The organism is Haladaptatus salinisoli, from assembly GCF_020614375.1.
GTDB lineage: Archaea > Halobacteriota > Halobacteria > Halobacteriales > Haladaptataceae > Haladaptatus > Haladaptatus salinisoli.
The window spans coordinates 140,893-167,606 of sequence record NZ_CP085327.1 but is presented as its reverse complement, the minus strand read 5'-3'; the positions used below and the strand labels follow the sequence as shown (position 1 = coordinate 167,606).

The window sequence follows — 26,714 nt, the reverse complement described above, 5'->3', positions numbered from 1 at the left end:
TCGTCCGCTGTCGTCGGCCCCCCGTCGGCGGAAAACCGTAAGCGGGCTGGCGATTTCTCTCCCGGACGAGCGGTACTCTCAAGTGGATTCCGCCCAACCCCCAAGCATGTCGCTCGATACGGAGGTGCTCGTCGTCGGGGGTGGTTCGACGGGCACCGGCATCGCCCGCGACCTGGCGATGCGAGGGGTGGACGTGACGCTGGTCGAGAAGGGGAACCTCACCCACGGGACGACGGGGCGGATGCACGGCCTGCTCCACAGCGGCGGCCGGTACGCCGTCTCCGACCGGGCCAGCGCGGAGGAGTGCATCGAGGAGAACCGGGTCCTGCGGGACATCGCCGCCCACTGCGTCGAGATGACGGGCGGGCAGTTCGTGCAGTTGGCGGACGACCCGGACGACTACTTCGAGGAGAAGCTACGGGGCTGTCGGGAGTGCGGCATCCCCGCGGAAGTGCTCACCGCCAAGGAGGCCCGCGAGCAGGAGCCCTACCTGACGGAGGACGTGAAGCGCGCCATCGCGGTTCCGGACGGGGCCGTCGACCCCTTCCGGCTCTGCGTGGCGAACGCCGCCGACGCCGAGATGCACGGCGCGCGAATCGAGACGCACGCCGAGGTGACCGACGTCCTCGTGGACGGACGCGACGTGGTCGGCGTCGAGGTGCGCCACGAGAGCGGCCCGGGCAAGCGCGAGCACGCGACGCCCGGAACGACCGAGGAGATTCGCGCCGAGTACGTCGTCAACGCGACCGGCGCGTGGGCCGGGCGACTCGGCGCGATGGCGGGCGTGGACATCGAGGTTCGCCCCTCGAAGGGCGTGATGGTCGTGATGAACTGCCGGCAGGTCGACACGGTCGTCAACCGCTGTCGGCCGAAGGGAGACGCCGACATCGTCGTCCCGCACGAGGTGACGGCGATTCTCGGAACCACGGACGAGGAGGTGAGCGACCCCGAGGACTACCCCGAAGAGCAGTGGGAAGTGGATCTGATGATCGACGAACTGTCGAAGCTGGTACCCATCCTCCGCGACTCCCGAACCGTCCGGTCGTTCTGGGGCGTCCGCCCGCTTTACGAACCGCCGGGAACCGGGACGGAAGACCCGACCGACATCACCCGCGATTTCTTCCTCTTGGACCACGAGGAGCGCGACGACCTGCGCGGACTGACGAGCATCGTCGGCGGGAAGTTCACCACCTATCGGGCGATGGCCGAGCAGATATCGAACCACGTCTGCGACCAACTCGGCGTCCGCGGTCGGTGCCGCACGGCGGACGAACCCCTCCCCGGCAGCGAGGATTTCTCCGTCCTCCGCGATTACATGGACGAGTTCGGCCTTCGCTCGCCGATCGGCAGGCGGAGCGTCCAGCGACTCGGCAGTCGCGCCGACGAGGTGTTGAAGACGGACGACCCGAACCCCGTCCTCTGCGAGTGCGAGGCGGTCACCCGCGCGGAGATTCGGGACGCCATCGAGGGGTCGGGCACCGACCTGAACGCGGTTCGCATCCGCACTCGTTCCTCGATGGGTAACTGCCAGGGCGGCTTCTGCTGTCACCGGATGGCGAACGAACTCCACCCCGAGTACGACGAACCGACCGCCCGGAGCGCCCTCGACGAACTGTTTCAGGAGCGCTGGAAGGGCGAGCGACACGCCCTCTGGGGCGAACAGCTCTCGCAGGCCGCGCTGAACTACGCGCTCCACGCGACGACGATGAACCGCGACCGCCGCGAGCCTTCGAAGGACGACCTCGACTTCGCGGCCTTCGACGGGGGTCGAGATGGCGATTGAAGACGACGTGGTGGTCGTCGGCGGCGGCCTCGCCGGGATGGCGACCGCCTTGTCCGCGGCCCGCGAGGGGGCGCGAGTCCGCCTCCTCTCGCACAAGGAGAACACGCTGCGCAGCGCGAGCGGACTCGTCGACGTGCTCGGCTACGCGGGCGACGGAATCGTCGCGAACCCCTTCGAGGCCCTCCCCGACCTGCCGGACGAACACCCCTACCGACGGGTCGGCGAGGAGGGCGTTCGGGACGGTCTCGCGCTGTTCGACTCGGTGACCGACTATCGCGGCGCGCACACGGACCGGAACGCGCTCGTCCCCACCTTCGGCGGAAACGTGAAACCGACCGCGCGCTACCCCGCGCACACCGCCGCTGGGTTGGCGAGCGACCCGCGGGACGTCCTGCTCGTCGGGTTCGAGACGGTCGTGGATTTCGACGCGCCGGTCGCCGCGGACCGCCTCGCGGCGGCGGGCGTCCCCTTCGAGACGCGCGGCGTCACGCTCCCGTTCCCCGGCGGTTTCAGAACCGACGCCCGCATCACCCGCCTCGCGCACGCGCTGGACGAGAACGAGCGAATCGAGGGTGGGGGGCCGGGACGAGGGCGAACCGGCCGCGCGGGCGTGACCGAATCCGCGCCGATCAGAACCGCGCTGGCGGAGCGGGTGAAACCCCACCTCGACGGCGCGGAGCGCGTCGGCTTTCCGGCGATGCTCGGCCAGGACGACCCCGGCGAGGTTCGCGCCGACCTCGAACGGAAACTCGGCGCGGCCGTGTTCGAGGTGCCGATGGGGCCGCCGAGCCTCCCCGGAATGCGCCTCGAAACCGAATTCCACCGCGCGCTCCGGGACGAGGGCGTGCGGACGACGGCGGGGAATCCCGTCGTGGACTTCGAGGGCGACGACCGGATTCGGGCGGTCGTCGTGGAGCGAAACGGCGCTCGAATCCCGTTCCGCGGCGAGCAGTTCGTGCTGGCGACCGGCGGGTTGGTCGGGAAGGGCATCGACTCCGACCGCGGTAGCGTCGGGGAACCCGTCTTCGACTGTCACGTCCCCGCCCCGGACGACCGCTACGACTGGTTCGAGGACGGGGCGTTCGACGACCACCCCTTCGCCCGGTTCGGCGTGCGAGTGGACGAGGAGTTGCGCCCGCTCGATTCGGCGGGGGAACCGGAGTTCGAGAACCTGCGCGCCGTCGGCGGCGTGCTCGGCGGCTACGACTTCGCGGCGGAGAAATCGGGGAGCGGCGTCTCGCTGGCGACCGGCGTCGTCGCGGGACGGAAGGCGAACGACGAGGTGAACGCATGAGTAACGAACCAACGAGCGAGAAGGAGACCGAACGACGAGAGGCATCGGAGCTACGAGACGTGTTCAGCGGCGAACCCATCGACCTCCGACCGGGGTCGGACGACTGCTACAAGTGTTCGACCTGCGACACCGAGTGTCCGGTCGCGGAGGTCGACGACGAGTTCCCCGGACCGAAGTTCCAGGGGCCGGAGCAGTGGCGACTCAAGCGCAAGGACGACCGCGACATCGACGGGTCGGTCATGACGTGTTCGAACTGCATGCGCTGCGACGACGTCTGTCCGTCGAACGTGCCGCTCTCCCAGATGCACAACACGGCCAGGGGCGAGTACGTGGACGAACAGATGTCCCCGTTCTCGCTGGAGTACGCCCGCAACCGGATTCTGGCGAACTACGGGCGACTCGCGCCGCTCGGGGCGCGCTTCCCCCGACTCACGAACTTCGTGATGGGGCTGTCGGTGACGAAGTTGGTGAACGAGAAGCTACTCGGTATCACGGGCGAGCGCGAGTTCCCCGCCTTCGCCGCGCAGACGTTCCGCGATTGGTGGGACGAGCGAGGCGGCAACGCCGCCTCGAGAGAGCGAGCGAGGAGGGCGCGAGAGGAGCGAGACGGAGCGAAGGTCGAGAGCGACGACAAGCGCGTCGCCTACTTCCACGGCGACTACTCGAACTTCAACACGCCCGAGGTGGCGAAGGCGATGGTTCGGGTGTTCGAATCGTTCGGGTACGAGGTGGCCGTTCCCGAACAGCGCTGTTCCGGCACGCCGATGTACGCGAACGGGATGCTGGACGACGCCCGGCGAGCCGCGAAGTTCAACGTCGAGACGCTCGCCGCGCTGGTCGAGCGGGGGTACGACGTCGTCTGCTCGTGCACCTCCTGTTCGATGGCGCTCAGACAGGAGTACCCCGAACTCTACTCGTTCGACGGGACGGCGAAAGTCGCGGCGAACACCTTCGAAGCCCTCGAGTATCTGCGGATTCACGAGGACTTAGACGGCGAGCTCGCGGACGCCTCCGTCCCGGAATCGGAGTTCGGCGAACTGGCCTACCACGCTCCCTGCCACGCCAGAAATCAGGGTATCGACGGACAGGCCGTGGAACTCGTCTCGGAACTCGACGGCGCGGACGCGGTGGACGTGGGCGACTCCTGTTCGGGCATCAGCGGCACCTACGGATGGAAGGCGGAGAAGTACGACGTTTCGATGCAGATCGGCGAGGACATGTTCGAGCACATGCGCGAGGTCGAGGGCGAAACCGGGATGACCGAGTGTCCGACCTGCGCGATGCAGATGAACCACGGCACTGGCTACGAGATTCGCCACCCGCTCGAAGTGCTGGAAGCCGCGCTCGTCGAGTAGGTGCGCCGGACGCCCGTCGCGGTTCGTCGGGGGTCATCCGTCGGACTGCCGCGCACCCCGAACTTGAGCGACGTGGGTGAACGTGACCAAGCCGAGTCCCCCGACGAGGTTGCCCGCGGTTACGACGGCGGCGGTCGTGATCAACGCTCCGTAGCCGATTTCGGCCCCGAAGAGCATGCCGAAAACGACGTGTAAGGTGGTGACTATCACGTGGTCGAACGGCCCGAGCGCCAGCAGGAAACCGACGACGTAGGCCACGGCGATGCGGCCGTTCACGCTGTTGACGCCCTGCAGGAGGTACGACAGCAGGCTCACGAGCGCGCCGCCCGCGATGGCGCTCGCGAACGTGGTGACGGTTCCGCGGTGGACGAGTTCCTTGGCGACCTCGCTCAGCGCGCTCGCCGACCCCGAGGGGAGCACCCCGTCGACGGAGAAGACGACCGCCAAAAGGACGCCGCCGCCGAGGTTGAGAACGAGAGTGATCGCCCACAGGCGAATGAGCGACGACAGCATCCACGAATCGGACTGGTCGACCGCCTTCGCGGCCGGGTCGAAGAAGTTCTCGTTGAAGAGTTCCGCTCGCCCGACGACTAGAAACACGATGCCGACGGCGAAGGCGAGCGCGCCGGCGACCTTCGCCACGTCGCCGAAGCGCGGTTCGACCAGCGCGTGAACGATTCCGAGCGCGACGAGGGCGAAGACGATGGTGAACCCCGCGATGAAGCTCGTCGCGACGAGTTCGAGCGTCGACTGGTCGAGTCGACGTTCGCCTTCCTCGACCGCCCGATGGAATATCTCGGAGGGACTCGGAGCTATCGGCACGTGTTCGGCCACGCGCGGTAGTCGGATAAGGCCCCTGAATCTACGAGGTCGCCTCTCCGGTACCCTCGGCGATGATTCCGCGTCGAGCGCGCTTACTCGAATCCGTCTCGGACAAAGATGATGGTCGACGACGGCGCGACGAGTCGTCGGGCACCTGCATCTTCTTACCGATTCCCGTCGTGACAGAATCCGGGGGAACGATGTCACGACAGCAATCGGGGGGACTGACGCGACGAGCGTTCTGTACGACGCTGGCGGCGGGGTCGCTCGCGGGGGTGAGCGCACGCGCGAGCGCGCAGGCGGAGACGTTCCGCCTCGGCGGTGAAGTCGCCGCGTGGCACGGGCGCGCGCCGCAGAGCATCGCCGGGCAGGACAATCCGACGCTGCAGGTGGAGGCGGGCCGGCGGTACCGCGTCGTCTGGGAGAATATGGACGGTCAACCGCACAACTTCCAGATACTCGACTCCGACGGTAACGCACTCCTCACGAGCGAAACCATCCAACAGCGGGGCGCGACGCAGACGGTGACGTTCACCGCCTCGCCGGCGATGGCGCAGTATCGCTGCCAGATTCATCCGACGACGATGCTCGGCGAGATGCAGATTTCCGGTGGCGGTGGAGGGGGCGGCGGAGGCGAAGAAGGCGGGGAGGGCGGCGGGATGCGGATTCCTACCGCCGGGTACTTCCTCGCCGTCGCCGTCCTGCTGGCGTTCGTCTCGCCGCTCCTGTTCGCGCTCCTGTTGCTCGTCGTCGGAACTCACGACGGGGTGCGTCCGCGGCGGTAGGTTCGGCGCTAAAGCACGGCTCGATACCTCACTCGCGCGGGACGCTGACGTTCCGCATCTCGCCGCCGCAGTTCGGACAGTCGCCGGGATGCTGAAGCGCGTTCACGCGGTGCCCGCAGTTCTCACACTCGTACGTAGCGGTCATAGCGAGTGTAGTACGCCGTGTGATAAGTTAACTCTGCTCTGTGAATCCGACTCGGACTCGGATTCAGTAGTCGAGGTCGTCGGTGTAGCGGTCGAGCAGGAGGACCGCGCCGCCGCCGACCAGCGCTGCGACGACCGCGCCGCCGACCACCGTCGGCGTCCACGCGAACGTCTCCGCGACGAGCACCTTTTCGACGGGGAACCGAAGCGCGCCGACCATCAGGCTGACGAGGAAGGTGAGCGTCGCCGCCCGATAGTGGTCGAGCGCCCACGAAACGGCCTTCGAGACCGTCAGGAGTCCGACGCCCGCGCCGAGCACGAACGTGACGACGACCGTCCCCGGCACGACGACGGCGTCGATGGTACCGCCGTCCAGGAGTCCCACGACGGCGTCCTTGAACCCGTGGAGATTGTTCGAGAGGTACTTGTACTGGCCGAGGAGCATGAGGATGAGCGCCCCGGAGATGCCCGGGAGCACCATCGCGCTGATGGCCACCGCTCCGGTCAGGAAAACGAATAGGAGCGGCGTCGAACCGCCGGTCGGTTCGACCGCGCCGGACACCAGGAACGCGATGGCGAAACCGGCGACCGCCGCGCCGATCCGTCCCGGCGTGCTCACGGAGACCTCGTCGTAGAGGACGATGGCGGAGGCCCCGATGAGCCCGAAGAAGAAACCGTAGAGGAGGACGGGTGCGACGTTACTCGCCCAGACGACCAACCCGGTCACCGTCACGATTGCCGTCGCGATTCCCGCCCCGAGCGCGAGCAGGAAGGGGAAGTCCATCTCGGAGAGCATCGTCCGAATCTTCGCGCGTTCCTCGGGATCGTGTATCTGAACCGCACTGGTCACGATTCGCGGGTCGAACGACGCCACCGCGGAGATGAGTCGCTCGTAGATACCCGTGATGAGGGCGATGGTTCCGCCGGAGACGCCGGGCACCGCGTCGGCGGCACCCATGCAGACGCCTTTCAAGTAAATGGACAACAGGGCGCGCATCGCTCCCGGGTTTCCGGGCCAATCAAAAAACGATTCCCATCCGCGTTCGACGCCGGCGCGCTCTCGCTCGTCTTCGGACACGGTTCGGTGCTACGAGGCACGAGCGTATGAGAATAGGGGTTCGTCGGCCCGAACGACGGAGGTTCAGTCGCGCCGGGCGACGACCATCGCCGCGGCGTACGCGCCGACGAGGCCGATTCGCGTCGCGGGCGAGGCGGGGTCGGGAAGCGAGTTCGACTGATCGCTCGTCGAGTTGTTGCCCGCCGACCCGTTTCCGGCGGTCGAGTTACCGTCGGTCTGATTGCCGGGTGCCGAACCGTTCGTGGCGTTGGTCGAGTTGTTCGCACCGCCGACCGGGACGGTCTGTTGCTGGTCGACCGACACCCTCACCGGGTTGTCGTTCTCGCCGAGCACCTGTCCCTCGGAAACGTGCGCCGTGGCGTTCTTGAACGTGAAGCCGTTTTCGCCGGCTTTCATCGGCGTCCGGAACTCGTAGGGACCGACCGCGCGGACGCTGACGTTCGTGTACCCCTTGTCGGTGCCCCACTGCTGATAGCCGGTCGTGGAGTAGGGCAGGGTCATCGTGAACTTCCCGTCCTGACCGGTCTCGGCCCGTTGCGTGTAGGTGAAGGTTCCTGCGTCCGTCCGCATCTTCACCGAGGCCGTGATGGTGGTGTTCGCCGGACCGGTTCCCCGCACTTCCGCGCCGGGGACGCGTTCGAACGCCTTCACCCACGACGGCGAGGTCGGGAAGTAGTTCTGCGGCGAGGAGACGTTCTGGAGCAGCCCCAGCCGCTGCATTATGACCTGATAGTGCGACGGAACCCACGTCGACTGCGACTGGCTCACCTTCACCACTCGGTAGTGCTGGAGCGCCGGGATGCGTTCGCTCGGGTACGGGCCGACGCCGCCGATCTGCGAACTGCCGTCCTTCCGGACGTACTCGCGGGCCTGCTGCATCGTGTTGAACCGCTTCACGGTCTTCTCGCTCGAGTTCTGCGATACGAGACTCGGGGCCACTTTGAGCCGTTGTCCGTTCTGTGTCGTCGGCTGCCAGTCCAGGACGATCGGTTTCGGCTCGACCGCGCTGCCGTGATAGCGGTACAGCCGAACCATCATGGTCTCGTAGTACGGCTGTTTGTGCTGGACGATGTACTGGTTGTTCGAGAACCAGATGGGGTCCGTGAACGTCGACGCCGAGACGTTCTCGTTGAAGACGGTCGGCGCGTAGAACTTGACGTTCCCGGACTGCCCGCGCGTGTTGACCATCTTCCAGTCGACCATCACGTAACGCGTTTTCTCGTCCGGTTGGCCCATCCGATCGAGAAGCTGGTTGGCCTCGGACTCGTTCTGAGCGAGCAGGTAGTTCGCCGCCGGTTTCGCTCCCTCCTGGAACGGATTGGCGTTCGGGATGCGTTCGCCTTCGACGGTGATCCAGTGACCGTAGTCCCACCACGACATGACGCCGTAGGTTCCCTTCTGGTAGTCGTAATCGCCGTCGCCTTCGGTGTAGGTGCCGTAGTAGGCCATCGAGTTGCCGGCACCGCCGTAGTTGCCTTCCTGCGGCGTGTTGGTCTGCATCCAATCGAGCGTGCCGTCCCACTGGGTCACCGCGCCGGGGCCGGTGGCATTGCCCATCTGGACGGCGTTGTACGTCTGGGTGTTGCCGACCTGCACGGGCACGACGAGCGCCGGAAGGACCAACATGAAGACGAAGACGACCGCCAACAGCTGATAGACTTCGACGTTCTGCACCGAGTCACGGGCGGCCTCGTCGAAGCCGACGACGCTGAGAATCCATCCGAGAAGGTAGGCGTTCAGCACCGCGACCGGCACCGCGAGATAGTAGTTGAATCGCACCTGCGTGAACGCGGCGGCGGTGATGAACGCCGCCCAGACGAGCACGAGCAGTTTCTCGGCGTCGTGTTCGTCGGCCGTCCACGAGCGCCAGACCATCACCAGCGCGCCGACGATGGCGGTGAAGAAGGTCAGCCCGTACTGCGGGATGACGGCGGCCGAAAGCGACTGACCGCCTTGCAGGAACGGTTTCGCCTCACCGATGGTTCGCTGGGCCGCGTTCGTACCGAATCCGACGAACCTGATGAGGTTGCTCTGAATCAGGTGGAAGAGGTTCGGAAGCGCGACGTAGACGACGAGCGTTCCCACCGCGAGGATGCCGAAGATGGCGAGGGGATAGAGCGTCGGCGAAAGGTCCCGGTCGTCCCACTCGCGGGCCAACCACGTCATGAACCCCGCGCCGGCGGCGATGGCGAACGCCATGAGCGGCTGGAGCAGGGAGAACTTCACTGCGCTGAACGATATCGTCCCGAGCGGAACGAGCAGGAGCAGCCCCGTCACGCTCATGCTCACCGCGGCGACGAACGCGAGGTGGTCCGGGCTGACGCCGAGGACGTAGTCGGCGGTGAGCTTCAACAAGAAGAACACGCCGAAGATGCCGATGAGGAGGACGCCCGGCGGCCACGTCCAGAGGTAGAGCGCGGTGGCGATACCGGCGAGGACGCTGTAGCCGAGCGGGCGGCGAACCGCCGCGAAGTCGCGATCCGCCAGCAGTTCGAACACCGGGCGTTCCCGCTCGGCGATCGTGACCGCGACCATCATCGCCAGCACGGCGAACGTTTGGAACAACGGCTCGACGACGTTGTGATCCGCGAAGCCGACGAGTCCGCGCCGGAGGAACTCACCCGGAATCAGCGCGAGGACGAGCACGCCGAACAGCCCGCCGAGGCGACCGCCGAGGCGCTTCCCGACGAAGTACGTCGGGACGGCGACCAGCGTTCCGAACACCGCCGGGGCGACGAGCAGCGTCAGCGCGACCGTCTTCTGCGAGGGGTCGCCCAATCCGACGACCAGCGCGGCGGTGGCGACGAGCTGGTCGTAGAGCGTGCCGAACTGGCCGACGCTCGTCCCGTGGGGGTAGTACGTCCACGGGTCGAAGGGCATCGTCGCGGGCCAGTGTTTGACCGTATACTGTACTTGCCGGAGGTGATACCACGGGTCGTTGCCGGAGAAGAAGACCTCACCGCCGACGGTGAAGTTCTCGTAGGACTGTAGACGAACCCACAGCATAAACCCCAGCAACACCCCGAGCACGGGGATGTGGTACCAGTCTTCGAGGTGGTCGAGGACGGAGTCGACCAGGTTGGAGGACTCCTCGACCTGCTCTGTACCCTGACTCATTGAGTAGAAGGTCTGGCAAAGTGGGGATAAGCCTTATGATAGCGCAACGAGAGAAGGGGTCACCACTTCAAAATGGGCCGGGGGACGAACTGCTCGATTCGGGAGCCTCGGAGGACGCTTCCGATGGTGTGACGAAGTCGGGTGCTGATGGCGAGTAAGGCGAAACCGTATGTACTCGCACCGACCAAGAGCAAGAGCGAGAGATCGGTCCAAGATCGAACGGGGAGATACCCGTGGGTGACTGAGACGATGAGGAACATCAGAAATCCCGCTCCTATCTGTTCGATGAGCGTTGATGGTAGGAGTTTCACGTTCGGAATCGATCGCCGAACTACGACCGCGAGCCAAAGGTAGCGGATGACTTCGGCTAGAAGCGTGGCGAGGACGACTCCGACGGGACCGACCCGAAGAACGAGTACTACGCCCACAACGATGTTGACCGTGAGTGCGATAGCTGAGATTCGCATAGTCATCTCGGGGTTATCCAACCCGTTTACCGTCTGTGTGAGCGGTGCGTTCTGTGATTTGAGAAGGCGATAACCCGCGATGCCGACGAGGAGCGTCGCTGCCGGGGCATACTCACTGCCGTAGACAGTGATGATGAGCGACGTTGGTATTGCGAGCGCGCCGAAGAATATGGGAATAGCGAGTACGCTCGTAAAAGCGAGCGTGTTGGTCACATCATCGGCAACTTCTTTTCCTTTACTCCGGTTGGCACTCACGCGAGCCATCAGTCCGCTGGCTGCCGTGGATCCGACGAACACCGCAGGGAGTGTCAATTTGGCTGCTACCTCGTAGTAGCCTGCCGCGGCAGGTGTGAGAAGTAGTCCGAGTAGAAGGACGTCGAACCGGTCATAAATGGTTCCGAAAAAACTCGAGGGGATGCTGTACTTAGCGTACTCCCAAAGACTTCGGAGTAGCGAATAAGACGGCAGCTCAGGCGGCGTCCGGAGGAAATAGAGAACGACGGGAATCGACAGTACCGTTGCACCCGCCAGTCCGTATACCATCCCTGCGACCCCAAATCCTGTGAGAACGAATCCGAGTTGCAACGGGAGGGTCAGATAAGACCGGAGCGTATCGATCCACGTCGCGACACCGATCTGACCGCGGCCTTGTAAGAGTTTCTCGAACGGTTCGTACAGCGGCTCGGACGCCAACAGGACCAGGAATAAAACCGGTGCCGCGACGAGACCGGTGTAATCCCGAAGCTCTTCCGAGAACGTTAGCGACCCCACTCCGATAACGACGAGCCAGACCGCAATGAAGACGGCTTGGGAGCCGACGACTGCCTCATCCCGAACACGGTGTTCCGAGAATCGTTTCTTCGCCGCAATAGTCCAGCCGTGAATCGGTCTATCGGCGATTTTGACTACTCCGAGTAAGAGGTAGAATCCACCGAACGACACGGGGCCTAACAGTCGAGCGAACAGAACCGTTCCAACGAACCCGCTCAACGCCATCGTGAACTTTGCCACCGTCGCCTTCGCAGTCTCGCCGCTTAGACTGACGTCCGTAGCGTCCGTTGTCATGTTGGTCGTCCGCCGCCGTTCACGCGTATCCGAGATCTTCGAGCTGTCGTCTTATCGAGTCGGTAAGTTCAACGTCATCGCGGGTTTCCCGAACGTCGAGCCGGGCAACGAGTTGGGAGAGCCGTTCTCTTGGATCCGAGTGAACTCGTTCTCCGTGTTCTTCGAAACCGTCGAACGTTTCATGGCCGTAGTACCCGTCGGTAGCGATTCCACGAAGCTCATCATCGAAGTGTTCGATGTCGGCGTGTCCATCGTTCTTCAGTTTGTGATAGTGCCGGTCGGAGATTCCGTGATACTCGGTGAGGAACTCGCCGGTTTCGATCGGTTCGGTTAAATCTCGACCGCGGCTTTCAGAATCGACGCCAGCGGCGTTCAGAATTGTTCGATGAACGTCGAGAACACTGACGGTTTCGCTTCGGGTTTCCGTTTTGTCCTCACCGTCGTAGACGCACAACGGAACGTGAGTTAGTTCCGGGTAGATTCCGTACATGTGTTCCCAAGCGCCGTGTTCGCCGAGTAACTCGCCGTGATCGCTCACGGTAATGACAAGTGAGAAGTCGTCGCGAAGCTCCTCGAATATCTTTCGATACATATCGGAGAGGTATCTGACTTCGTCGTCGTACGCCTTCCGTATTCGATCCGCATCATGTTCGGGTTCGTTGATCGTCGCGTTCAACCCGCTGATTTCTGGGGGTTCGACGGTCTGATACTCCTCCGGGGCCGAGTACGGTGAATGTGCTTCCATCAAATTCAAGAAGAGAAATTCCTTCTCGCCAAAGTTGGTCTCCCGAACGAGAGAAAGCGCGTCACGAGCACCGTCATCTACGTGATCCGTCCCGTAGCCCAAGTCTCGTAGCTTGAGTAGTGCACCATATCGAAACGACGAAATCGTGTTGCAATCGCTCGTAATACACTCCCAGAAAGCGAGCGGAAATCTCTTTAATCCCATTCCCTCCGTCTTGGCGATGAAGCCGTCCCAATCGAACATATTCCGATCGACCTCGCGGAGTCGCCAGCTCCCTTCGAAGTGGTCGAAGCCGCGATCGAAGTCGAACTGCCGTGAAATATTCACGTTCCCGCTGAACGCCCGTGTCGTGTATCCCGTATTCCGAAGCCGCTCAGCGAGGACTGGTTCGTCACAGTCGAGGGTCTCGGCATTCCGATAAACGCCAACCTCGCTCGCGTACTTCCCCGTAAACAGCGATCCGTGTGACGGGACGGTCCAGTGGCTCGTACTCCACGCATCCTCGAATCGTTGTCCGGGGTGCCAGTCGAAGTGTCTATCGAACGCGTCCTTTCGAAGCGTATCAAGAACGACCAGTGCAATATTCGTCATTTTTGGGTGTTGTATCTGATGCTGTCAATCATATCCCAGAATCCGTGGCGCCAAAGCCAATCATTTATAGACCCAATAATCGAATCAGGGACAAGAATATTCTCATATCGGTTGGGATACTCCCTTTTTAGCTGCATCTCTAACTCCTCGTTCATACCCGCACGGGGAAGGTCTGGATGGTGAATCTTTACTCGTTGGCTGTACCGGCACGAGCCCCCCGCATCTCGTTCCATCCTCCAACCGAATTCGGTGTCGTCGCGCCAGCCTGCATAGTCGCTATTAAAACCACCAACTGCGAGCGCAGCTTCGCGGTTGAAAGAAATATTACAGCCCACGTACCGTCGAGTTCCGTTATAGGTTCGTCCGCCGTGGACTGCCCCTTCCAAACAAACAAGATTCGAACTCGCGTCAAACTCGTCCCAAACGTTCCTTAGCCACTCTGGGTCAGGCCGGCAGTCATCATCCGTAAGCGCTACAATATCGCCAGAAGCAGCTTTAATACCGGAATTTCGAGCTTCACAGATATCTAGATCAACATCGTTTACGACTAGTACTTCGTACGAATCGAACGTTTGTTCTTTGAGACACGCAACGACTTCATCGTGGCTATTCGACGGAAGTGTCGGTATGACCACCGATATTTTTGGATTCTGTGCGGAAATCGGTTTCATAACCGTCATGCGTGTTTCAAGTTGTGATCAATAACCGTCCGAATCCCTTCCTGAAATGCTTCATAGCTATATCTCTCTGCATTCTCTAGTATTATATCGCTATCGTAGTCCGTTGCGTCGAACGTCCGAACAGTTTCCCGAATCGACTCTACGGTCGGTTCAAATAACTCGCCAGTCACTCCCTTCTTAACCTGATACTTGGTGAATCCCTCGTTAACACCGAGCAACGGCTTTCCAGCCATTAACGCCTCCGCTCCGACGAGCCCGAAGTCCTCTTGCACCGGCGCGTAGATGACCGCCGTCGAACGTGCGACGAGCGATTCAATGTCGTCGACGAATCCCCGCACTTCGATATTGTCGTGGCCGCGTGCGATGCGTTCGAGTTTTTGACGGTCGGCTCCATCGCCCGCGATGACGAGGCGTTCGTCCAGTTCGGTGAACGCCTCGGCGAGCAGTGGCATTCGTTTTTCGGGGGCGAGTCGCGACCACGTAACGAAGTAACCGTCGTCACCCTCGTCGCGCCAGTCGCCGGTCACGGGTGGATAGACCACTTCCGCGTCGCGATGGTAGTATCGCCGAATCCGGTCGCGGATGAGTTCGCTGTTGGCGACGAACGTATCGACGTAGTCGTTGGCCTCCTTGTCGAGCGCGCGCCACCACTTCGCGTAGGTTTTCAACGCGAACCGAACGCCGGGGTAGTCGAACGACGCCATTCGGTCACGGTAGAGGTCGTAAAGCCATCGCGGTGGACTGTGCGGATAGTGGACGATGGTCTGGTCGACGGTCGGGACGTAGTGTTTGGACAGCGGGGCACTCTCCAGGATCACGTCGTACTCGGTGAGATCAGGATGTGCGTCGGTCATGTCCATCGCCACGGAGAGCGTTTCCAGCGGATTCGACCCTTCGTTCTTCCACGCGAGGACGTGCTTCGATAACCCTCGTGCGTACTTCCCCTGTTTGATGGGGATGACGCGCACGTCATCTGGAATCTCCGTACCGGGATAGACGTACATCGTGTAAATCGGCGCATCGAGCGTGCGTGCCGCCTCGATGGCGAACTTCTCACCACCCCCAATCTGCGGAAACCGGTCGTGGAGGATAGCGACCGAGGGTGGATTGTCCGACATTCCTTATGACCTTGCAAACTCCTTAAAATACATAAGCGTTCTCACTCACTTCCCCCGAATAGCAACGAGGATTGGTTCTACTCCACTACAATTCGTTTCATTCGAACGCTTCCCGCAACTCCTCGTCTATCTCCCACGTTCCATCTCCTTCACCCCGCAACAGCTCAACGCTCGCCCGAAAGAGCGACACTTGCGTATCGAAGACGGCGTACACCGGCTGTAGCGGTCCCAACCGGTCGCTCCCGCCCAACCGGACGAACGCCCAGAGCGCCGCGGGGACCGCCAATCCGAACGGTCCGGCCGCGACCAATGCGGCACCCGTCAGCAGTCCGATCGCCAGCGCGACCAGCCACGGCGAGACGACCATGAACCACCAGTTGAACGGCAACACGAGCCCGCCGTACTTCCCGTACCGACCCAAAGCATCTCGATGCCGCACCAGCAACCGAATCAGTCCCATCCCTCGCCGGTCTTTCTGCAACCGACGCTTCGTGAAATCCGAGTGGGACGCCTCGCTGTACCGAATCGCCGGGTCGAAGACGACTCGCTTCCCGTTCCGCCGGATCTTCAGCGCGAGTTCGGTGTCGTCGGCCAGCGAATCGCGGTCGATGGGGACGATGGCGTCGTTCTCGAACGCCGAGAACGGTCCGTGGAAGATGAGCGTCGAGTCGAGATGCGATTCGAGCGTCTGGACGTGGGCTTGCACGCCGCGATATCCCGCCTCGACCTCGCTCCCGCCGAGCACCTCGGCGTTCTGCCCGGTGACCGCCGCGACGTCGGGGTCGGCGAGGTTCGCCGCCGCGACGCGAAGGGCGTCCTCGGCCACGAACGAGTCGCAGTCGGTCTTGACCACCATCTCGTGGTTCGCCGCGGCGTAGGCGTCGTTGAGCGCGACCGCGAGGCCGCGGCGTTCGCCCTCCTCGATGAGGGTCAGTTCGGGATGTTCGCGCTCGGCGAGGTACTCGCGAATCAGGTCGGGCGTCTCGTCGTCGCTCGAATCGACGACGACGAGTTCGACCTTCTCCATCGGGTAGTCCAGTTCGAGCAAGTCGTCCAATTTCTTCTCGATGATGTCCGCCTCGTTGTACGTCGGCAGCACGACGCTCACGGTCGGCTCCGCATCCCGCTTTTCGGCGGGCGAACCGTCCGGGCGCACGAGTCCGTACAGGGCGAGAAAGGCGAGATAGGGAAGGGCGGCCGCCGCGACGACGACCGCGGCAGCCTTCGCAAGCCGATTCATGTCCGGCCCTTGGGCGTTTTGTTTTAAACATTTATGGATTGTGTCGATGACGGCGGGCGAGGCGAAAGGTTGGGCTTTTAACGCCTCGGTACCCACTTGCCTGACAATGCCCGACCGCGAGGACGTGTGCGTGCTCATCCCGACGCTGAACGAAGCCGAGACCATCGGTGAAGTCGTCGCCGGGTTCCGAGATCGAGGCTTCTCGAACGTCCTCGTGGTCGACGGTGACTCCGACGATGCGACGCGCGACATCGCCACGGATCGCGGCGCTCGCGTCATCGAGCAGAGCGGGGTGGGGAAAGGCCAGGCCGTCCGCGAGGGGTTGGACCACATCGAAACCGAGTACGTCCTGATGCTCGACGGGGACGGCACCTACTCGCCCGAGGACGCGGAGCGGATGCTCGAACCCCTCGACGACGGCTACGAACACGTCATCGGCGACCGCTTCGCCGAGATGGGCGAGGGGTCGATGACCCGACTGAACCAGTTCGGGAATCGGCTCATCAACCGCGCGTTTCTGGTCATCCACGGGCAGGACTTCCAGGACATCCTGAGCGGCTACCGCGCGTTCTCCCTGCAATCCGCGGAACGGGCGTACCTCACCTCCGACGGGTTCGGCGTCGAAACCGAACTCGCCGTCGAGTGCGTGAAACACGGCGTCCCGACGACCGTCGTCCCGATTCGGTACGAGGAGCGACCGGAGGACTCCGAGACGAACCTCCACCCCATCTGGGACGGGGGCGACATCATCATGACGCTCTACCAGTTGGCGAAGACGAACAACCCCCTGTTCTACTTCGGGAGCATGGGGATGTTGAGCGGTCTCCTCGGGGTCGTACTGGGCATCTACGTCGGCATCGAGTGGTTCATCCCGCCGCGCGTCTCCCACGAGGTGTTGGCGGTCGTCGCCGGCGTCGCCATCATCTTCGGCGTGCAGTTGCTCATGTTCGGCGTGCTCTCCGATATGATCGTCACGCTCCACAGAGAGCAGATGCGCCGGATAGACGAGCGCCGGTAGCGGTATCTCTCTCGACGGTCGTGTTACGGCGTCTTTTCACGCGATATCCCGACTCATGTCGATGGACACCGACTCCGTGAGTTCGAGTTTGATGGTTTCGGGGAGCGCCCGTCCGCCGCGAAACTTCGGCACCGCGAGCCGGTTCTCCACTCGGTCGCCCGAGATTTCGGTGCGAAGCTGAAACACCACGTCGGCGACGTGTTCGGTGACGTCGCGCCGGTCGGGGACGCTCCGCCCGTCGAGGCAGTGGAACACGGCGAGACCGTCCGTCCCCCGGACGTGCTGTTGGAGGTCGTGCAGGAAGTTCCGGTAGCGACTCGAATCCTGCCGTTCGAGCAGATTCATCGAGTCGATGACGAGCGTCGAACCCCCCGGCAGTCGTCGAAACAACCGTCGGGCGTGTTCGAGCGGGGCGTCGCCCGGAACGTAGCGCACCTCGGGCGTTCGGCGACCGGGCGCGCGCCTGAACCGCCCGCTGACCGCCTCCTCGTCGCGGTCGGTCGTCAGGTACAGCGTCGGACGACTGACCGTGAACTCCGTCAACAGGAGTTCCGACTGGCTGGCCGGTCGAGCACAGAGTGCCACCGTGCTCCCCGGTGGGATTCCGCCGTCGAGTTCCCGGTCGAGAACCGGGATGCCGGTCGAGAGCCGCCCTGACATGAATGTGACAACTCCGACGTCATTCATAAGTGTTTGGTCAGGACCGCCGACGCGAGTCGGTCGTACGCCCGCGCGACCGACTCGTCGGCGAGCACCGGCGCGACGACCTCCGGAACCGACGTCAGCGCGGGACAGCCGAGCAGTCGCTCGACGCTCGCGGGGGTGCGCGTCGTCCGGACGAGGACGCATCCGACGACGGTCGCGTCGAGCGCGCGCGCCATCGCGGCGGTTTTGGCCGCGTCGCGGAGACAAGCCGGGTCGAGCGTCGTCACCAACAGCGCGTGCTCCGCGATTCGAAGCGGGGTCGCGGCGTCCGGCCCCGCCCCGGCGGGACAGTCCACGAGAACGTGGTCCGCGTTCGCGCCGAGGCGGGAGAGCGCGGAGGGGAGGTCGACCGCCTCGCCGAACGACCGCGGTGCGGGCACGAAGTCGACGCCGGAGAGGGAGGGCGGCGGGTGGGCGGCGTCCTCGACCGCGCCGTCCCGCGCGACGGCGGCGAGGTTCGGATCGGCGTCCACGTCCGCGAGCAGGTGCAGGTCGGGCATGTCGAGGTCGGCGTCCGCGGCGAGCACCGACCGGCGAGCCCTGCCGAGCGCGGCCGCGAGCCCGAGCGTCGTGGTCGTCTTTCCGCAGCCGCCCTTTCCGCCGGCGATAGCGAGCATGGCGGCTGTGGTCGCGTCATCCGATTTAAGTTTCGGGGGCGACCCGTGCCTTTCAATACGCGCGCTCCCCCCTTGTCGAACGATGCGGCACGACCACCTCATCGACACGAAACAACTCTCGCGCGCCGACATCGAGGGCGTCCTCGACCGAGCCGCCGAGATCGACGCCGACCCGGCGGCGTTCGCGGACCGACACGCGGGGAAACTGCTCGGGCTGATGTTCTACGAGCCGAGCACCCGCACGAAGATGAGCTTCGAGACCGCCATCAAGCGCCTCGGCGGCGACATCGTGGACATGGGCTCCGTCGAATCGTCGAGCGTGAAGAAGGGCGAGTCGCTCGCCGACTCCGCGCGGGTCGTCGAAGGCTACGCCGACGCGCTCGTGTTGCGCCACCCGAGCCAAGGGGCGGCGAAGATGGTGAGCGACTTCGTGGACGTCCCCCTGCTCAACGCGGGCGACGGAGCGGGTCACCACCCGACCCAGACCCTGCTCGACCTCTACACGATTCGGGAGAACGCGGGACTCGACGACCTCACCATCGGTATCATGGGCGACCTGAAGTACGGGCGCACGGTTCACTCGCTCGCCCACGCGCTGACGAACTTCGACACTCGACAGCACTTCGTCAGTCCGCCGAGCCTCAAACTCCCCCGAAGCGTTCGCTACGACCTCCACGAGGCGGGTGCGAACGTCCGCGAGCACGCGGACGTCGAGGACGTGCTGCCGAATCTGGACGTGCTCTACGTCACCCGCATCCAGCGCGAACGCTTCCCCGACGAGAACGAGTACCGCGAAATCGCCGGCGAGTATCAAATCGACCTCGACACGCTGGCGGGTGCCTCGGACGACCTGACCGTCATGCACCCCCTGCCGCGCGTCGACGAGATAGCCGCCGAGGTGGACGACACGCCGCACGCGAAGTACTTCGAACAGGCGCACAACGGCGTCCCGGTGCGCATGGCACTGCTCGATTCCATGCTGGAGGAACGATGAGCGAACACGAACTCCGCGTCAGCAAGATTCGAAACGGCACCGTCATCGACCACATCCGCGCCGGACAGGCGCTCAACGTCCTCGCCATCCTCGGCATCGACGGGAGCGAGGGCGAAGCCATCAGCGTCGGGATGAACGTCCCGAGCGACCGGATGGGTCGCAAAGATATCGTGAAAGTCGAGGGGCGCGAACTGAGCCAGAACGAGGTGGACGTGCTCTCGCTCATCGCGCCCGACGCCACCATCAACATCATCCGCGAGTACGAAGTGGCAGAAAAGCATCGGTTGGAGCGCCCCGAGCGGGTGGTCGGCGTCCTCTCCTGTCCGAACAGCAACTGCATCACGACGGGGAGCGAACCGGTCGAGTCGAAATTCGAGGTGCTCGCGGACGGCGTCCGCTGCGAGTACTGCGAGACCATCGTCCGCGACGACCTCGCCGCACACATCAGCGTGAAGTGAGAAACGTCGGCCTAACACGACGAACCGACGGAAACGGTCGCGCCGGTTTATGCCGTCCCTCGTGACTGTTGTGCGTATGGGGACGCAAACCGGCCCGCGAACCGCGGTCGTTCTCTCGTTTCTTCTCCTGCTCTCGGGGGTCACACCGCTCGTCGGGGGAACGGCGGCGTCGGCGAACGGGAGCCCGCAGTTCGGGCAGTTCTCACCCCTCCAGTACAAGGTGTCCATCAACAACGTGACCGTCAGAACGTGGGCGCTGCGGAACGTGACGGTGCAGAACGCGACGGTCGACTCCGTGCTCGTCCGCAGGCTTCGCACCGACGGAGAACTCCAGCGGAACGTCACCCTTCGGAACGTCTCCGTCGCCGAACTCGAAATCGAAAACGGGACGCTAAAGAACGTCACCGCGAGTCGAATCGTCGTCAGAAATCGCTCCATCTGGAACGTGCCCGGCGGCAACCTCTTCGACCCCGGCGTGAAAGACCGCGTCATCGAGCGCCACGTGCTGGCGAACGTGACCGTCGAAGGCGCGGCGCTCGATCGGCTGGTGGTGCAGAACCTGTCGGTGCAAAACGCGACGATGCAGGAAGCCGCGAACGAGTCGGTCGTCCCGCCCGCCGTGACGAATCCCGATTCGAAACCGCGACCGGACGTGGTCATCGAGAACGGAACCGTCGAGCGGTCGGTCATTCGGAACGCCAGCGTCGGAGAGTGGTACGTCGGCGAGATAGACACCGAGAACTCGACGGGGTAGTCGAACGAGGTTAGTCGGAAGGGGTGGTCGGAAACGAACGGTCGGGGAGGCCGACGCGTCAGAGCACGGCGTCGGTCTCGACCTGCGTCCCGTCCCGAAACGCGCTCCCGGCGAGGTGGAATCGCGGCGCGCCGACGTCGTCACCTCGCCGAATCCTGATCCCCGGCACGTCGCCGAACACGGCCCGGAACTCGTCGTCCGCGTCCGAGTCGGGGAGGGTGAGTTCGACGCGCTCGAAGTGCGCGACCTCCCACGGGCCGAGGTCCGTCTCCACGTCGCTTCCGTCGGGGTGGAGTTCGACCCGGAACCGCCACGGCGTCATCACGAACGTCCGCCGCCCGTCGCGGTCGCGCACCGACCAGCCCCGCTCGGTCGCGCGGTCGCAGAGCGCGTCGAAGGCGGTCGTACAGAGGCCGAGGTGGTCGAAGCGCGGTCGTCGCCCAGGAGCGAGGGTGACGTTCACGTACCCCCGTTGGGCGTTCTGGAGGCGGAGGCGAAAGTCGTCCGGAACCGGGTCGTCGGCGTCGAGCGCGCGAAACTCGCCGTCGACGCGGCCGAATCGGCGATAGAGCGGTAGGCCGCGCTCCGCGAGTCGTCGTTCGGCGCCGCTCACGTCGGGCGTGTTGAAGTGGAGGTGAAAGAGTCGCGTCGGGGGTATCACACCCGACAGTCGTCCACCGCGTAGAAAACGGTTCGGTTCGGGTTACTCTTCGGTCGCGTCCGCGTCCTCGGCCGCCGCTTCGTCCTCGTCTTCGCCTTCGGCTTCGAGTTCCTCGACGATCTCGTCCTCGTCGACGTCGACGTCTTCGAGCGCCTCTTCGATGTCGGCGTCGCCCATGCCCATGCCGCCCATACCGCCCATCATGCCGCCCATGCCGCCGCCTTCGATGGTCTCCTGGACGATGACGCGGTCCAAGTCGAGGCGGTCGATGACGTCCTGTGCGATCTGCTGTTTCTGGAACATCCACTGCTGGTTCATCGACAGCTGCGGCGTGGCCTCGATGTAGAGCGTCTCCTTCTCGACCGTCTCGGTCTCGGTTTCACCCTCCTCGTCCTCGACTTCCTCCTCCACTTCGTCCGTCTGAATCCACATGTCGAGGTCGGCGTCGATGTACATCGAGAACAGGCCCTTCGCCTTCTCGTCCGCGTCCTCGACCTCCTCGACGATTTCGTACTCGTACTCCAGGTCCTCGCCGGCGAGCGGGTGGTTGAAGTCCACGCGCGCGCGACCGCCGATGATGGTCTCGACGTGGCCCTGCTGGCCGTCGACGTTGACGCGCGCCCCGGGGTAGCGGTCGTCCTCCGAAATCTTGTCGGCGCTCACCGTGCGAACCTGCTCGTTGTCGTACTCGCCGAACGCCTGCTCGACGGTGACGGTGCCCTCGTCGCCGGCTTCCTTACCGTAGATGTCCTCCTCGACGGGTTCGAAGATGTGTCCCGCGCCGAGGACGATGGTGCGCGGGCCGAACTCGCGACCCTCCGCTTCGACGCCCTCCTCCTCCGCGACGTCCGCGCTGGTCGTGTCCACGAGGTCGTCGTCCTCGACCGTGCGTGCGGTGTAATCGAGGCTGATGAAGTCGCCTTCCTGCAGTCCGTCTTGCGATTCCGTCTCTTCTTCCTCGGCTACTTCCGCCTCTTGTTCGTCACTCATACACGAAACGACACCCGTTCGCCCCTTAAGAATCACGTTTCGACCGCGAGAGCGAGTTCGCGCGAAGAGGGGGATTTACGTCGCCGCTCCGAGTAGTTTCCCCCGATGGACGCGCCCGAATCCGTCGCGTTTCTCGCCGGGTCGTCGGAGCGCCTGCGCCTGCTCGTCCACCTCCGGGAGCACCCCGGCTCCCCGCGCGACGTGGCGGACGCTCTCGACGCGTCGCACCGAAGCGTCCAGCGCAACCTCTCGGAGTTCGCCGACCGCGGCTGGGTTCGAAAGCGGAACGGGAAGTACGCCCTCACCACCAGCGGCGACCTCGTCGCTCGAACCCACGGGGAGTACGTCGAGACGATGGCGACGCTCGCGGAGTACGACCCCTTCTTCCGACACCTCCCAGACCCGGCGCACGCGCCGGACCCGGAGTGGCTGCGCGGCGCGACGCTCGTCGCCGCGTCGCCGGAGCAACCGCAGGCACCGGTGAGCCGCTACGTGCGCCGACTGCGCGAGCGTCGAACGCGCTCGGTTCGAATGCTCGCGCCCGTCCTGAGTCGACTCTACCACGACGCCCACGCCGAACTCGTCCTCTCCGGCGTCGAAACGGAACTCGTCATGCCCGCGGAGCGGATCGAAATCGCGCGGTCGCGCAACCCGCTCGAATTTCGAACGGTCAAGCAGGCCATCGACATCCGGCGGTACGACGGAGCGGTCGGACTCGGACTGACGCTCGGGGACGACTGGGCGCTCGCGGGCGCGTACGACGACGACGGACAGCTCAGGGCGCTCGTGGAGTGCGACGACCGCGACTTTCTGGACTGGGCCGAGACGCTGTACCGCCGCTATCGAGACGATGCGCGGCCCATCTGACGCCGCCCCCGTCGGCGAGTTCCGAAGGTGATAAACCGTGTCGAATCATTCGGCGGGATATGGACGTTGCGTTGGGCGGGACTTTCGACCCGGTTCACGACGGTCACAGGGCGCTGTTCGAGCGAGCGTTTGAGTTGGGTGACGTGACCGTCGGGCTGACGAGCGACGACCTCGCGCCGAAGACGCGCAACGTGGACAGGTACGTCCGCCCGTTCGAGGAGCGAAAGCGCGACCTCGAAGCCGACCTCCGGACGCTCGCCGAGGGGTACGACCGCGAGTTCGAGGTGCGGAAGCTCACGGAGCCGACGGGCATCGCCACCGAGGAGCAATTCGACGCGCTCATCGTCTCCCCGGAGACGAAGGACGGCGGCGAGCGAATCAACGACATCCGCGAGGAGCGCGGGTACGACCCCCTCGACATCGTCGTGGTCCCGCACGTGGAGGCAGAGGACGGGGATATCATCTCCAGCACCCGAATCGTCCGGGGCGAAATCGACGAACACGGGAACCTCACCCCCGAGCGCGATGGACGCCGCGGACGCGACTGATTTTCGAGCGGCGAGTCACCACGACGGCGGTTGGAGCCCCGCCTCTTCGAGGATAGACTTCCAGCGCTGCTGAATCGTCAACCGCGCGACGCCGACCGCGTCGGCCACCGCTTGCTGCGACCGCTGGTCGCCCTCGATGAGCGACCCGGCGTAGAGGCTGGCCGCCGCGACCGCGCGCTTCGAACGCTCCTCGGGGTCGTCCTCGTCGGAGATGGTCGTGAGAAAGAGGTCGGCCGCGCGCGACCGCGCACCCGTTTCGAGTTCGAGGCGGTCTGCGGCCTGTTGGAGTTCTGCGAGCCACGATTCGTTTTCGACTTGGTCACGTGCCCGATACACGGGAGCAAGGTAGCGCGCCGTCGAATATAAACGCTCGTCCGACGAGAGCGACAGGTTCTTATCGCCGACTTCGGAAGTTGATACCGCGTGCGGGTAGCCAAGCTAGGCCAACGGCGCAGCGCTTAGGACGCTGTCCCGTAGGGGTCCGCCGGTTCGAATCCGGTCCCGCACACTACAACCCGCGCTGCCGCGCGGTTTTTCGCACTGCGCGTCGCCGCGTCGGGGAATCCAGCGAACTTCAGCGACAACGAGGAGCCGCCGTTCCGGACGTCGATCGACACCATCGTCATCCTTCCATCGGACGACGAAGAATGCCATCCGAGAAAACGGGAGGGGGTTATTCCGAGCGTTCGGTCGTCGAAGCCGAATCAGAGTTTTGTGTCTTCACGCCGTAAAACGGTGTGAGAGTTGGAATAGGATGGCAACCGATGCCAGCGAAACCGGGGAGGGAAACCGACTACAGGTGTTGACGGCACTGGGTATCGGCGCGGTCATCGCGCTCGTTGGGATTCTGGGGTTCATTCTCGTACCCGTCGAGGGCAGGCTCTTCGGGATTTTCGGGGTGAATACGCTCCACAACGCCGTGCACTTTCTCACGGGCGTCGCGGGCCTCGCCGCCGGATACTTCGCGGTCGGTGCTTTCTCCGGCGACTATAACAGGTACGGCGGTCTCGCGTACCTGTTGTTGGCCGCGCTTTGGCTCGTCGTTCCCGCGTTCTTGAACCAGTTACTCAACATCGGTCTCGCCGATACGCTCCTCCACGTGGGACTGGGTCTCGTTCTCGCAGTCGTAGGCTTCGGAGTGGCTGACCGCTTCGACTGATGTCCGTCGATAGTCGATGCGTAGCGCCGCCGACGCCGGGCGAGTACACCCCTAGAAACCCCGCGGTGCGCAAGTGCACACCCGCATTGGAGAACGGGTGGACGAAGTACAGTGACGGCGGGGTGTCACCAAAAACGCCGCAGGGGGACACCGTCGAAATTGCCACGGCCCGCGATTCCGGTGACTTGAGGGATTCGGTGAGGGGACCCGTCGACGGGGGTTGAGGCACCTCCAGTCGAGTCAGCACGCGGTATTCCGGACGGGGGCGTACCGATTTCTCGGTAGCGAGACGCCGAGGAGCGACGTGCGAAGACCCTCACGCCGGGCGCTCGTCGACGAGCGAGACGCGGCGCTTTTGGTACGCTCGCATCGCGAACACGGCGAGCGCGATTCCGAGCGCGACGACGCCGCTGGCGACGAACAAGGGGTAGTACCCCGTCGTCGCCGCGATGCTGGCGAACAGCACCGGCCCGGCCGCGCGTCCGAGGAACGTCGTGCTGTTGCGCAGGCTGAGCGCGCCCCCGCGGAGGCCGGACGAGACGAGGTCGCTGATGGCGGCGTCGACCGCCGGCATCGAGAGCCCCAGACCGGCCCCGTACACGACCATCGCGAGCGTGATGCCGACCGGGGACGACGCCAACCACGCGCCGAACAGGCCGACCGCGTAGCACGCGAAGCCGGCGGCGATGAGGCTGTAGTTCGAGAGGTAGCGGGCGAACCAGCCGTTCTTCGCGGAGACGACCACGGACGCCGCCTCACCGATCGCGAGGACGAGGCCGATGAGCAGGGCCGACATGCCGTAGTCCCCCGCCAGCAGGAACGGCAGTATGGTGATGACGGTACCGAACAGCAGCAGTTCGGTCATGCAGGCCGCGCCGTAGAGGACGAGCGCGTCCGCGCCGCTGAGCACGCGCGCGGCGCGGCGGAGGTACGCGATGCCCTGCGAGTCCCGCTCGTGGGCGGGTTCTTCGAGGTGTTTGACGGCGTACAACCCGAGCGGCAGTCCGGCGAAGTAGGCGAGGTACGGCACGTTCCAGCCGAACGCGGCGAGCGCGCCGCCGAGGAGCGGGAAGGTCGCGGCGCCCGCCGAGAGCACCGCGTTGTTCATGCCGAGGACGGCGTTTCGCTGCGTCCCCTCGAACGCGTCGCCGATGAGCGTCACCGTCGTGATGAAGATGCCCGCCGCGGCGGTGCCGCCGACGACGCGGAGCGCGAGCACGGCTTCGTAGCTCGGCGCGAACGCGATCGCACCGCCGGACAGGCTGAACACGAAGAGACACCCGACGAGAACGGCCCGGCGACCGACTCGGTCGGCGAGCATCCCGATGAACGGCGAGAGCACGATTCCCGTGACGAAGTAGGTGCTGACGAGCAGGCTCGCCTGCGCGTCCGTGATGGCGAACGCGTCGCGGAAAGCCGGCAGCGTCGGGCTGATTAACGGAACGCCGAGCGGCGCGAGCAGGGTCGCCGCGAGGACGATCCGCACCGTCGGCGACTGCCACGGGGAGGTCGTCCGCTCTTCGGAATCGGTCGGTGAACGGGTGGGTGTCGTCATGGTGGGTCTCCTCGGGAGCGACCGGTCGACGTCGGACCTGTCGACCGGCGAGACCGCCGTCTCGTGCGACGCGACTCGACGCGACCGTCGAGTCGCGTCGGGTG

The 26,714-nt window shown here is 64.5% G+C and carries 26 protein-coding genes and 1 tRNA gene; 12 read left to right on the top strand and 15 right to left on the bottom strand.

Going from position 1 to position 26,714, the window contains the following annotated elements; genetic code table 11:
• Nucleotides 1–106: 106 nt before the first annotated feature.
• Genes glpA through LIX00_RS00910 form a run of 3 tightly spaced genes read left to right on the top strand, consistent with a single transcriptional unit; the run spans nt 107 to nt 4,432 of the window.
• Complete coding sequence (glpA, locus tag LIX00_RS00920) at nt 107–1,783, top strand: anaerobic glycerol-3-phosphate dehydrogenase subunit GlpA (RefSeq protein WP_227354313.1); 1,677 nt, start codon at nt 107–109, stop codon at nt 1,781–1,783.
• Nucleotides 1,773–3,077 carry a glycerol-3-phosphate dehydrogenase subunit GlpB gene (gene glpB, locus LIX00_RS00915; RefSeq protein WP_227354312.1) on the top strand — a complete coding sequence of 435 codons (1,305 nt, stop codon included), beginning with the start codon at nt 1,773–1,775 and terminating at the stop codon, nt 3,075–3,077. The genes glpA and glpB overlap by 11 nt, the downstream gene beginning before the upstream one ends.
• A complete protein-coding gene (locus tag LIX00_RS00910; RefSeq protein ID WP_227354311.1) occupies nt 3,074–4,432 on the top strand; it encodes an anaerobic glycerol-3-phosphate dehydrogenase subunit C in 1,359 nt (452 codons plus the stop codon). The genes glpB and LIX00_RS00910 overlap by 4 nt, the downstream gene beginning before the upstream one ends.
• Before the next feature lie 33 nt (nt 4,433–4,465).
• Here the strand turns inward: LIX00_RS00910 and LIX00_RS00905 are convergent, their stop codons facing one another.
• Complete coding sequence (locus LIX00_RS00905) at nt 4,466–5,254, bottom strand: formate/nitrite transporter family protein (protein ID WP_368410756.1); 789 nt, start codon at nt 5,252–5,254, stop codon at nt 4,466–4,468.
• A 200-nt stretch (nt 5,255–5,454) separates the two neighbouring features.
• Here LIX00_RS00905 and LIX00_RS00900 point away from each other — a divergent pair, with 200 nt between their 5' ends.
• On the top strand, nt 5,455–6,039 hold the full coding sequence (locus tag LIX00_RS00900; protein WP_227354309.1) for a cupredoxin domain-containing protein: 585 nt from the start codon (nt 5,455–5,457) through the stop codon (nt 6,037–6,039).
• 28 nt (nt 6,040–6,067) lie between these two features.
• On the opposite strand, the gene LIX00_RS00895 is transcribed toward LIX00_RS00900, so the two are convergent.
• The 8 genes from LIX00_RS00895 to LIX00_RS00860 form a co-directional block, all read right to left on the bottom strand.
• Complete coding sequence (locus tag LIX00_RS00895) at nt 6,068–6,184, bottom strand: rubrerythrin-like domain-containing protein (protein WP_227354308.1); 117 nt, start codon at nt 6,182–6,184, stop codon at nt 6,068–6,070.
• Nucleotides 6,185–6,247: 63 nt separating this feature from the next.
• Complete coding sequence (locus tag LIX00_RS00890) at nt 6,248–7,180, bottom strand: DUF368 domain-containing protein (RefSeq protein ID WP_227355715.1); 933 nt, start codon at nt 7,178–7,180, stop codon at nt 6,248–6,250.
• Between the two features lie 144 nt (nt 7,181–7,324).
• Nucleotides 7,325–10,378: an oligosaccharyl transferase, archaeosortase A system-associated gene (locus LIX00_RS00885; RefSeq protein ID WP_227354307.1), complete on the bottom strand. Its 3,054-nt coding sequence runs from the start codon at nt 10,376–10,378 to the stop codon at nt 7,325–7,327.
• A 59-nt stretch (nt 10,379–10,437) separates the two neighbouring features.
• The gene (locus LIX00_RS00880) at nt 10,438–11,910 is read right to left on the bottom strand and encodes an oligosaccharide flippase family protein (RefSeq protein WP_227354306.1); all 1,473 of its coding nucleotides are present in this window, start codon (nt 11,908–11,910) and stop codon (nt 10,438–10,440) included.
• A gap of 19 nt (nt 11,911–11,929) precedes the next feature.
• Complete coding sequence (locus LIX00_RS00875) at nt 11,930–13,246, bottom strand: sulfatase-like hydrolase/transferase (RefSeq protein ID WP_227354305.1); 1,317 nt, start codon at nt 13,244–13,246, stop codon at nt 11,930–11,932.
• A complete protein-coding gene (locus LIX00_RS00870; RefSeq protein ID WP_227354304.1) occupies nt 13,243–13,926 on the bottom strand; it encodes a glycosyltransferase family 2 protein in 684 nt (227 codons plus the stop codon). The genes LIX00_RS00875 and LIX00_RS00870 overlap by 4 nt, the downstream gene beginning before the upstream one ends.
• Nucleotides 13,923–15,044, bottom strand: a complete 1,122-nt coding sequence (locus tag LIX00_RS00865) for a glycosyltransferase (RefSeq protein WP_227354303.1) — start codon at nt 15,042–15,044, stop codon at nt 13,923–13,925. The genes LIX00_RS00870 and LIX00_RS00865 overlap by 4 nt, the downstream gene beginning before the upstream one ends.
• Nucleotides 15,045–15,141: 97 nt before the next feature.
• Nucleotides 15,142–16,284 (bottom strand): glycosyltransferase, encoded by a 1,143-nt coding sequence (locus tag LIX00_RS00860; RefSeq protein WP_227354302.1) that lies wholly within the window; start codon nt 16,282–16,284, stop codon nt 15,142–15,144.
• Nucleotides 16,285–16,390: 106 nt separating this feature from the next.
• Here LIX00_RS00860 and aglJ point away from each other — a divergent pair, with 106 nt between their 5' ends.
• Nucleotides 16,391–17,302, top strand: coding sequence for an S-layer glycoprotein N-glycosyltransferase AglJ (gene aglJ, locus LIX00_RS00855; RefSeq protein ID WP_227354301.1), 912 nt, complete (start codon nt 16,391–16,393; stop codon nt 17,300–17,302).
• 36 nt (nt 17,303–17,338) lie between these two features.
• On the opposite strand, the gene LIX00_RS00850 is transcribed toward aglJ, so the two are convergent.
• Both LIX00_RS00850 and LIX00_RS00845 read right to left on the bottom strand, forming a co-directional pair.
• Complete coding sequence (locus LIX00_RS00850) at nt 17,339–17,962, bottom strand: RAD55 family ATPase (RefSeq protein ID WP_227354300.1); 624 nt, start codon at nt 17,960–17,962, stop codon at nt 17,339–17,341.
• Between the two features lie 23 nt (nt 17,963–17,985).
• On the bottom strand, nt 17,986–18,624 hold the full coding sequence (locus LIX00_RS00845; RefSeq protein ID WP_227354299.1) for a MinD/ParA family ATP-binding protein: 639 nt from the start codon (nt 18,622–18,624) through the stop codon (nt 17,986–17,988).
• 82 nt (nt 18,625–18,706) lie between these two features.
• Here LIX00_RS00845 and pyrB point away from each other — a divergent pair, with 82 nt between their 5' ends.
• The 3 genes from pyrB (at nt 18,707) to LIX00_RS00830 (ending at nt 20,830) form a co-directional block, all read left to right on the top strand.
• Nucleotides 18,707–19,618 carry an aspartate carbamoyltransferase gene (gene pyrB, locus LIX00_RS00840; RefSeq protein ID WP_227354298.1) on the top strand — a complete coding sequence of 304 codons (912 nt, stop codon included), beginning with the start codon at nt 18,707–18,709 and terminating at the stop codon, nt 19,616–19,618.
• On the top strand, nt 19,615–20,076 hold the full coding sequence (pyrI, locus tag LIX00_RS00835; protein WP_227354297.1) for an aspartate carbamoyltransferase regulatory subunit: 462 nt from the start codon (nt 19,615–19,617) through the stop codon (nt 20,074–20,076). Before pyrB ends, pyrI begins: the two co-directional genes overlap by 4 nt.
• 76 nt (nt 20,077–20,152) lie before the next feature.
• Complete coding sequence (locus LIX00_RS00830) at nt 20,153–20,830, top strand: hypothetical protein (RefSeq protein WP_227354296.1); 678 nt, start codon at nt 20,153–20,155, stop codon at nt 20,828–20,830.
• A 58-nt stretch (nt 20,831–20,888) separates the two neighbouring features.
• Here the strand turns inward: LIX00_RS00830 and LIX00_RS00825 are convergent, their stop codons facing one another.
• Complete coding sequence (locus LIX00_RS00825; RefSeq protein ID WP_227354295.1) at nt 20,889–21,491, bottom strand: hypothetical protein; 603 nt, start codon at nt 21,489–21,491, stop codon at nt 20,889–20,891.
• A 42-nt stretch (nt 21,492–21,533) separates the two neighbouring features.
• Nucleotides 21,534–22,481, bottom strand: a complete 948-nt coding sequence (locus LIX00_RS00820; RefSeq protein WP_227354294.1) for an FKBP-type peptidyl-prolyl cis-trans isomerase — start codon at nt 22,479–22,481, stop codon at nt 21,534–21,536.
• 105 nt (nt 22,482–22,586) lie between these two features.
• On the opposite strand from LIX00_RS00820, the gene LIX00_RS00815 reads away from it, so the two are divergent.
• Nucleotides 22,587–23,348 (top strand): helix-turn-helix transcriptional regulator, encoded by a 762-nt coding sequence (locus tag LIX00_RS00815; protein WP_227354293.1) that lies wholly within the window; start codon nt 22,587–22,589, stop codon nt 23,346–23,348.
• Between the two features lie 59 nt (nt 23,349–23,407).
• Nucleotides 23,408–23,896: a phosphopantetheine adenylyltransferase gene (locus tag LIX00_RS00810; protein ID WP_227354292.1), complete on the top strand. Its 489-nt coding sequence runs from the start codon at nt 23,408–23,410 to the stop codon at nt 23,894–23,896.
• Nucleotides 23,897–23,911: 15 nt separating this feature from the next.
• On the opposite strand, the gene LIX00_RS00805 is transcribed toward LIX00_RS00810, so the two are convergent.
• A complete protein-coding gene (locus LIX00_RS00805; protein WP_227354291.1) occupies nt 23,912–24,232 on the bottom strand; it encodes a transcription initiation factor IIB family protein in 321 nt (106 codons plus the stop codon).
• Between the two features lie 87 nt (nt 24,233–24,319).
• Between LIX00_RS00805 and LIX00_RS00800 the strand changes: the two genes are divergently transcribed.
• Together LIX00_RS00800 and LIX00_RS00795 are read left to right on the top strand one after the other, a co-directional pair.
• Nucleotides 24,320–24,404: transfer RNA gene (locus LIX00_RS00800), tRNA-Leu, on the top strand.
• Between the two features lie 246 nt (nt 24,405–24,650).
• Nucleotides 24,651–25,055 carry a DUF4383 domain-containing protein gene (locus LIX00_RS00795; protein WP_227354290.1) on the top strand — a complete coding sequence of 135 codons (405 nt, stop codon included), beginning with the start codon at nt 24,651–24,653 and terminating at the stop codon, nt 25,053–25,055.
• Between the two features lie 316 nt (nt 25,056–25,371).
• On the opposite strand, the gene LIX00_RS00790 is transcribed toward LIX00_RS00795, so the two are convergent.
• Nucleotides 25,372–26,610 carry an MFS transporter gene (locus LIX00_RS00790; RefSeq protein ID WP_227354289.1) on the bottom strand — a complete coding sequence of 413 codons (1,239 nt, stop codon included), beginning with the start codon at nt 26,608–26,610 and terminating at the stop codon, nt 25,372–25,374.
• Nucleotides 26,611–26,714: the final 104 nt, after the last annotated feature.

Bases quoted from the DNA above. Each gene is read 5' to 3' on its own strand.
- LIX00_RS00890 (WP_227355715.1), bottom strand. From the start codon at position 7,180: ATGCGCGCCCTGTTGTCCATTTACTTGAAAGGCGTCTGCATGGGTGCC.
- pyrI (WP_227354297.1), top strand. From the start codon at position 19,615: ATGAGCGAACACGAACTCCGCGTCAGCAAGATTCGAAACGGCACCGTC.
- glpB (WP_227354312.1), top strand. From the start codon at position 1,773: ATGGCGATTGAAGACGACGTGGTGGTCGTCGGCGGCGGCCTCGCCGGG.
- aglJ (WP_227354301.1), top strand. From the start codon at position 16,391: ATGCCCGACCGCGAGGACGTGTGCGTGCTCATCCCGACGCTGAACGAA.
- LIX00_RS00790 (WP_227354289.1), bottom strand. From the start codon at position 26,610: ATGACGACACCCACCCGTTCACCGACCGATTCCGAAGAGCGGACGACC.
- glpA (WP_227354313.1), top strand. From the start codon at position 107: ATGTCGCTCGATACGGAGGTGCTCGTCGTCGGGGGTGGTTCGACGGGC.
- LIX00_RS00885 (WP_227354307.1), bottom strand. From the start codon at position 10,378: ATGAGTCAGGGTACAGAGCAGGTCGAGGAGTCCTCCAACCTGGTCGAC.
- LIX00_RS00845 (WP_227354299.1), bottom strand. From the start codon at position 18,624: ATGCTCGCTATCGCCGGCGGAAAGGGCGGCTGCGGAAAGACGACCACG.
- LIX00_RS00795 (WP_227354290.1), top strand. From the start codon at position 24,651: ATGGCAACCGATGCCAGCGAAACCGGGGAGGGAAACCGACTACAGGTG.
- LIX00_RS00900 (WP_227354309.1), top strand. From the start codon at position 5,455: ATGTCACGACAGCAATCGGGGGGACTGACGCGACGAGCGTTCTGTACG.
- LIX00_RS00860 (WP_227354302.1), bottom strand. From the start codon at position 16,284: ATGAATCGGCTTGCGAAGGCTGCCGCGGTCGTCGTCGCGGCGGCCGCC.
- LIX00_RS00895 (WP_227354308.1), bottom strand. From the start codon at position 6,184: ATGACCGCTACGTACGAGTGTGAGAACTGCGGGCACCGCGTGAACGCG.
- LIX00_RS00815 (WP_227354293.1), top strand. From the start codon at position 22,587: ATGGACGCGCCCGAATCCGTCGCGTTTCTCGCCGGGTCGTCGGAGCGC.
- LIX00_RS00875 (WP_227354305.1), bottom strand. From the start codon at position 13,246: ATGACGAATATTGCACTGGTCGTTCTTGATACGCTTCGAAAGGACGCG.
- LIX00_RS00865 (WP_227354303.1), bottom strand. From the start codon at position 15,044: ATGTCGGACAATCCACCCTCGGTCGCTATCCTCCACGACCGGTTTCCG.
- LIX00_RS00820 (WP_227354294.1), bottom strand. From the start codon at position 22,481: ATGAGTGACGAACAAGAGGCGGAAGTAGCCGAGGAAGAAGAGACGGAA.
- LIX00_RS00910 (WP_227354311.1), top strand. From the start codon at position 3,074: ATGAGTAACGAACCAACGAGCGAGAAGGAGACCGAACGACGAGAGGCA.
- LIX00_RS00810 (WP_227354292.1), top strand. From the start codon at position 23,408: ATGGACGTTGCGTTGGGCGGGACTTTCGACCCGGTTCACGACGGTCAC.
- LIX00_RS00850 (WP_227354300.1), bottom strand. From the start codon at position 17,962: ATGTCAGGGCGGCTCTCGACCGGCATCCCGGTTCTCGACCGGGAACTC.
- pyrB (WP_227354298.1), top strand. From the start codon at position 18,707: ATGCGGCACGACCACCTCATCGACACGAAACAACTCTCGCGCGCCGAC.
- LIX00_RS00870 (WP_227354304.1), bottom strand. From the start codon at position 13,926: ATGACGGTTATGAAACCGATTTCCGCACAGAATCCAAAAATATCGGTG.
- LIX00_RS00830 (WP_227354296.1), top strand. From the start codon at position 20,153: ATGGGGACGCAAACCGGCCCGCGAACCGCGGTCGTTCTCTCGTTTCTT.
- LIX00_RS00880 (WP_227354306.1), bottom strand. From the start codon at position 11,910: ATGACAACGGACGCTACGGACGTCAGTCTAAGCGGCGAGACTGCGAAG.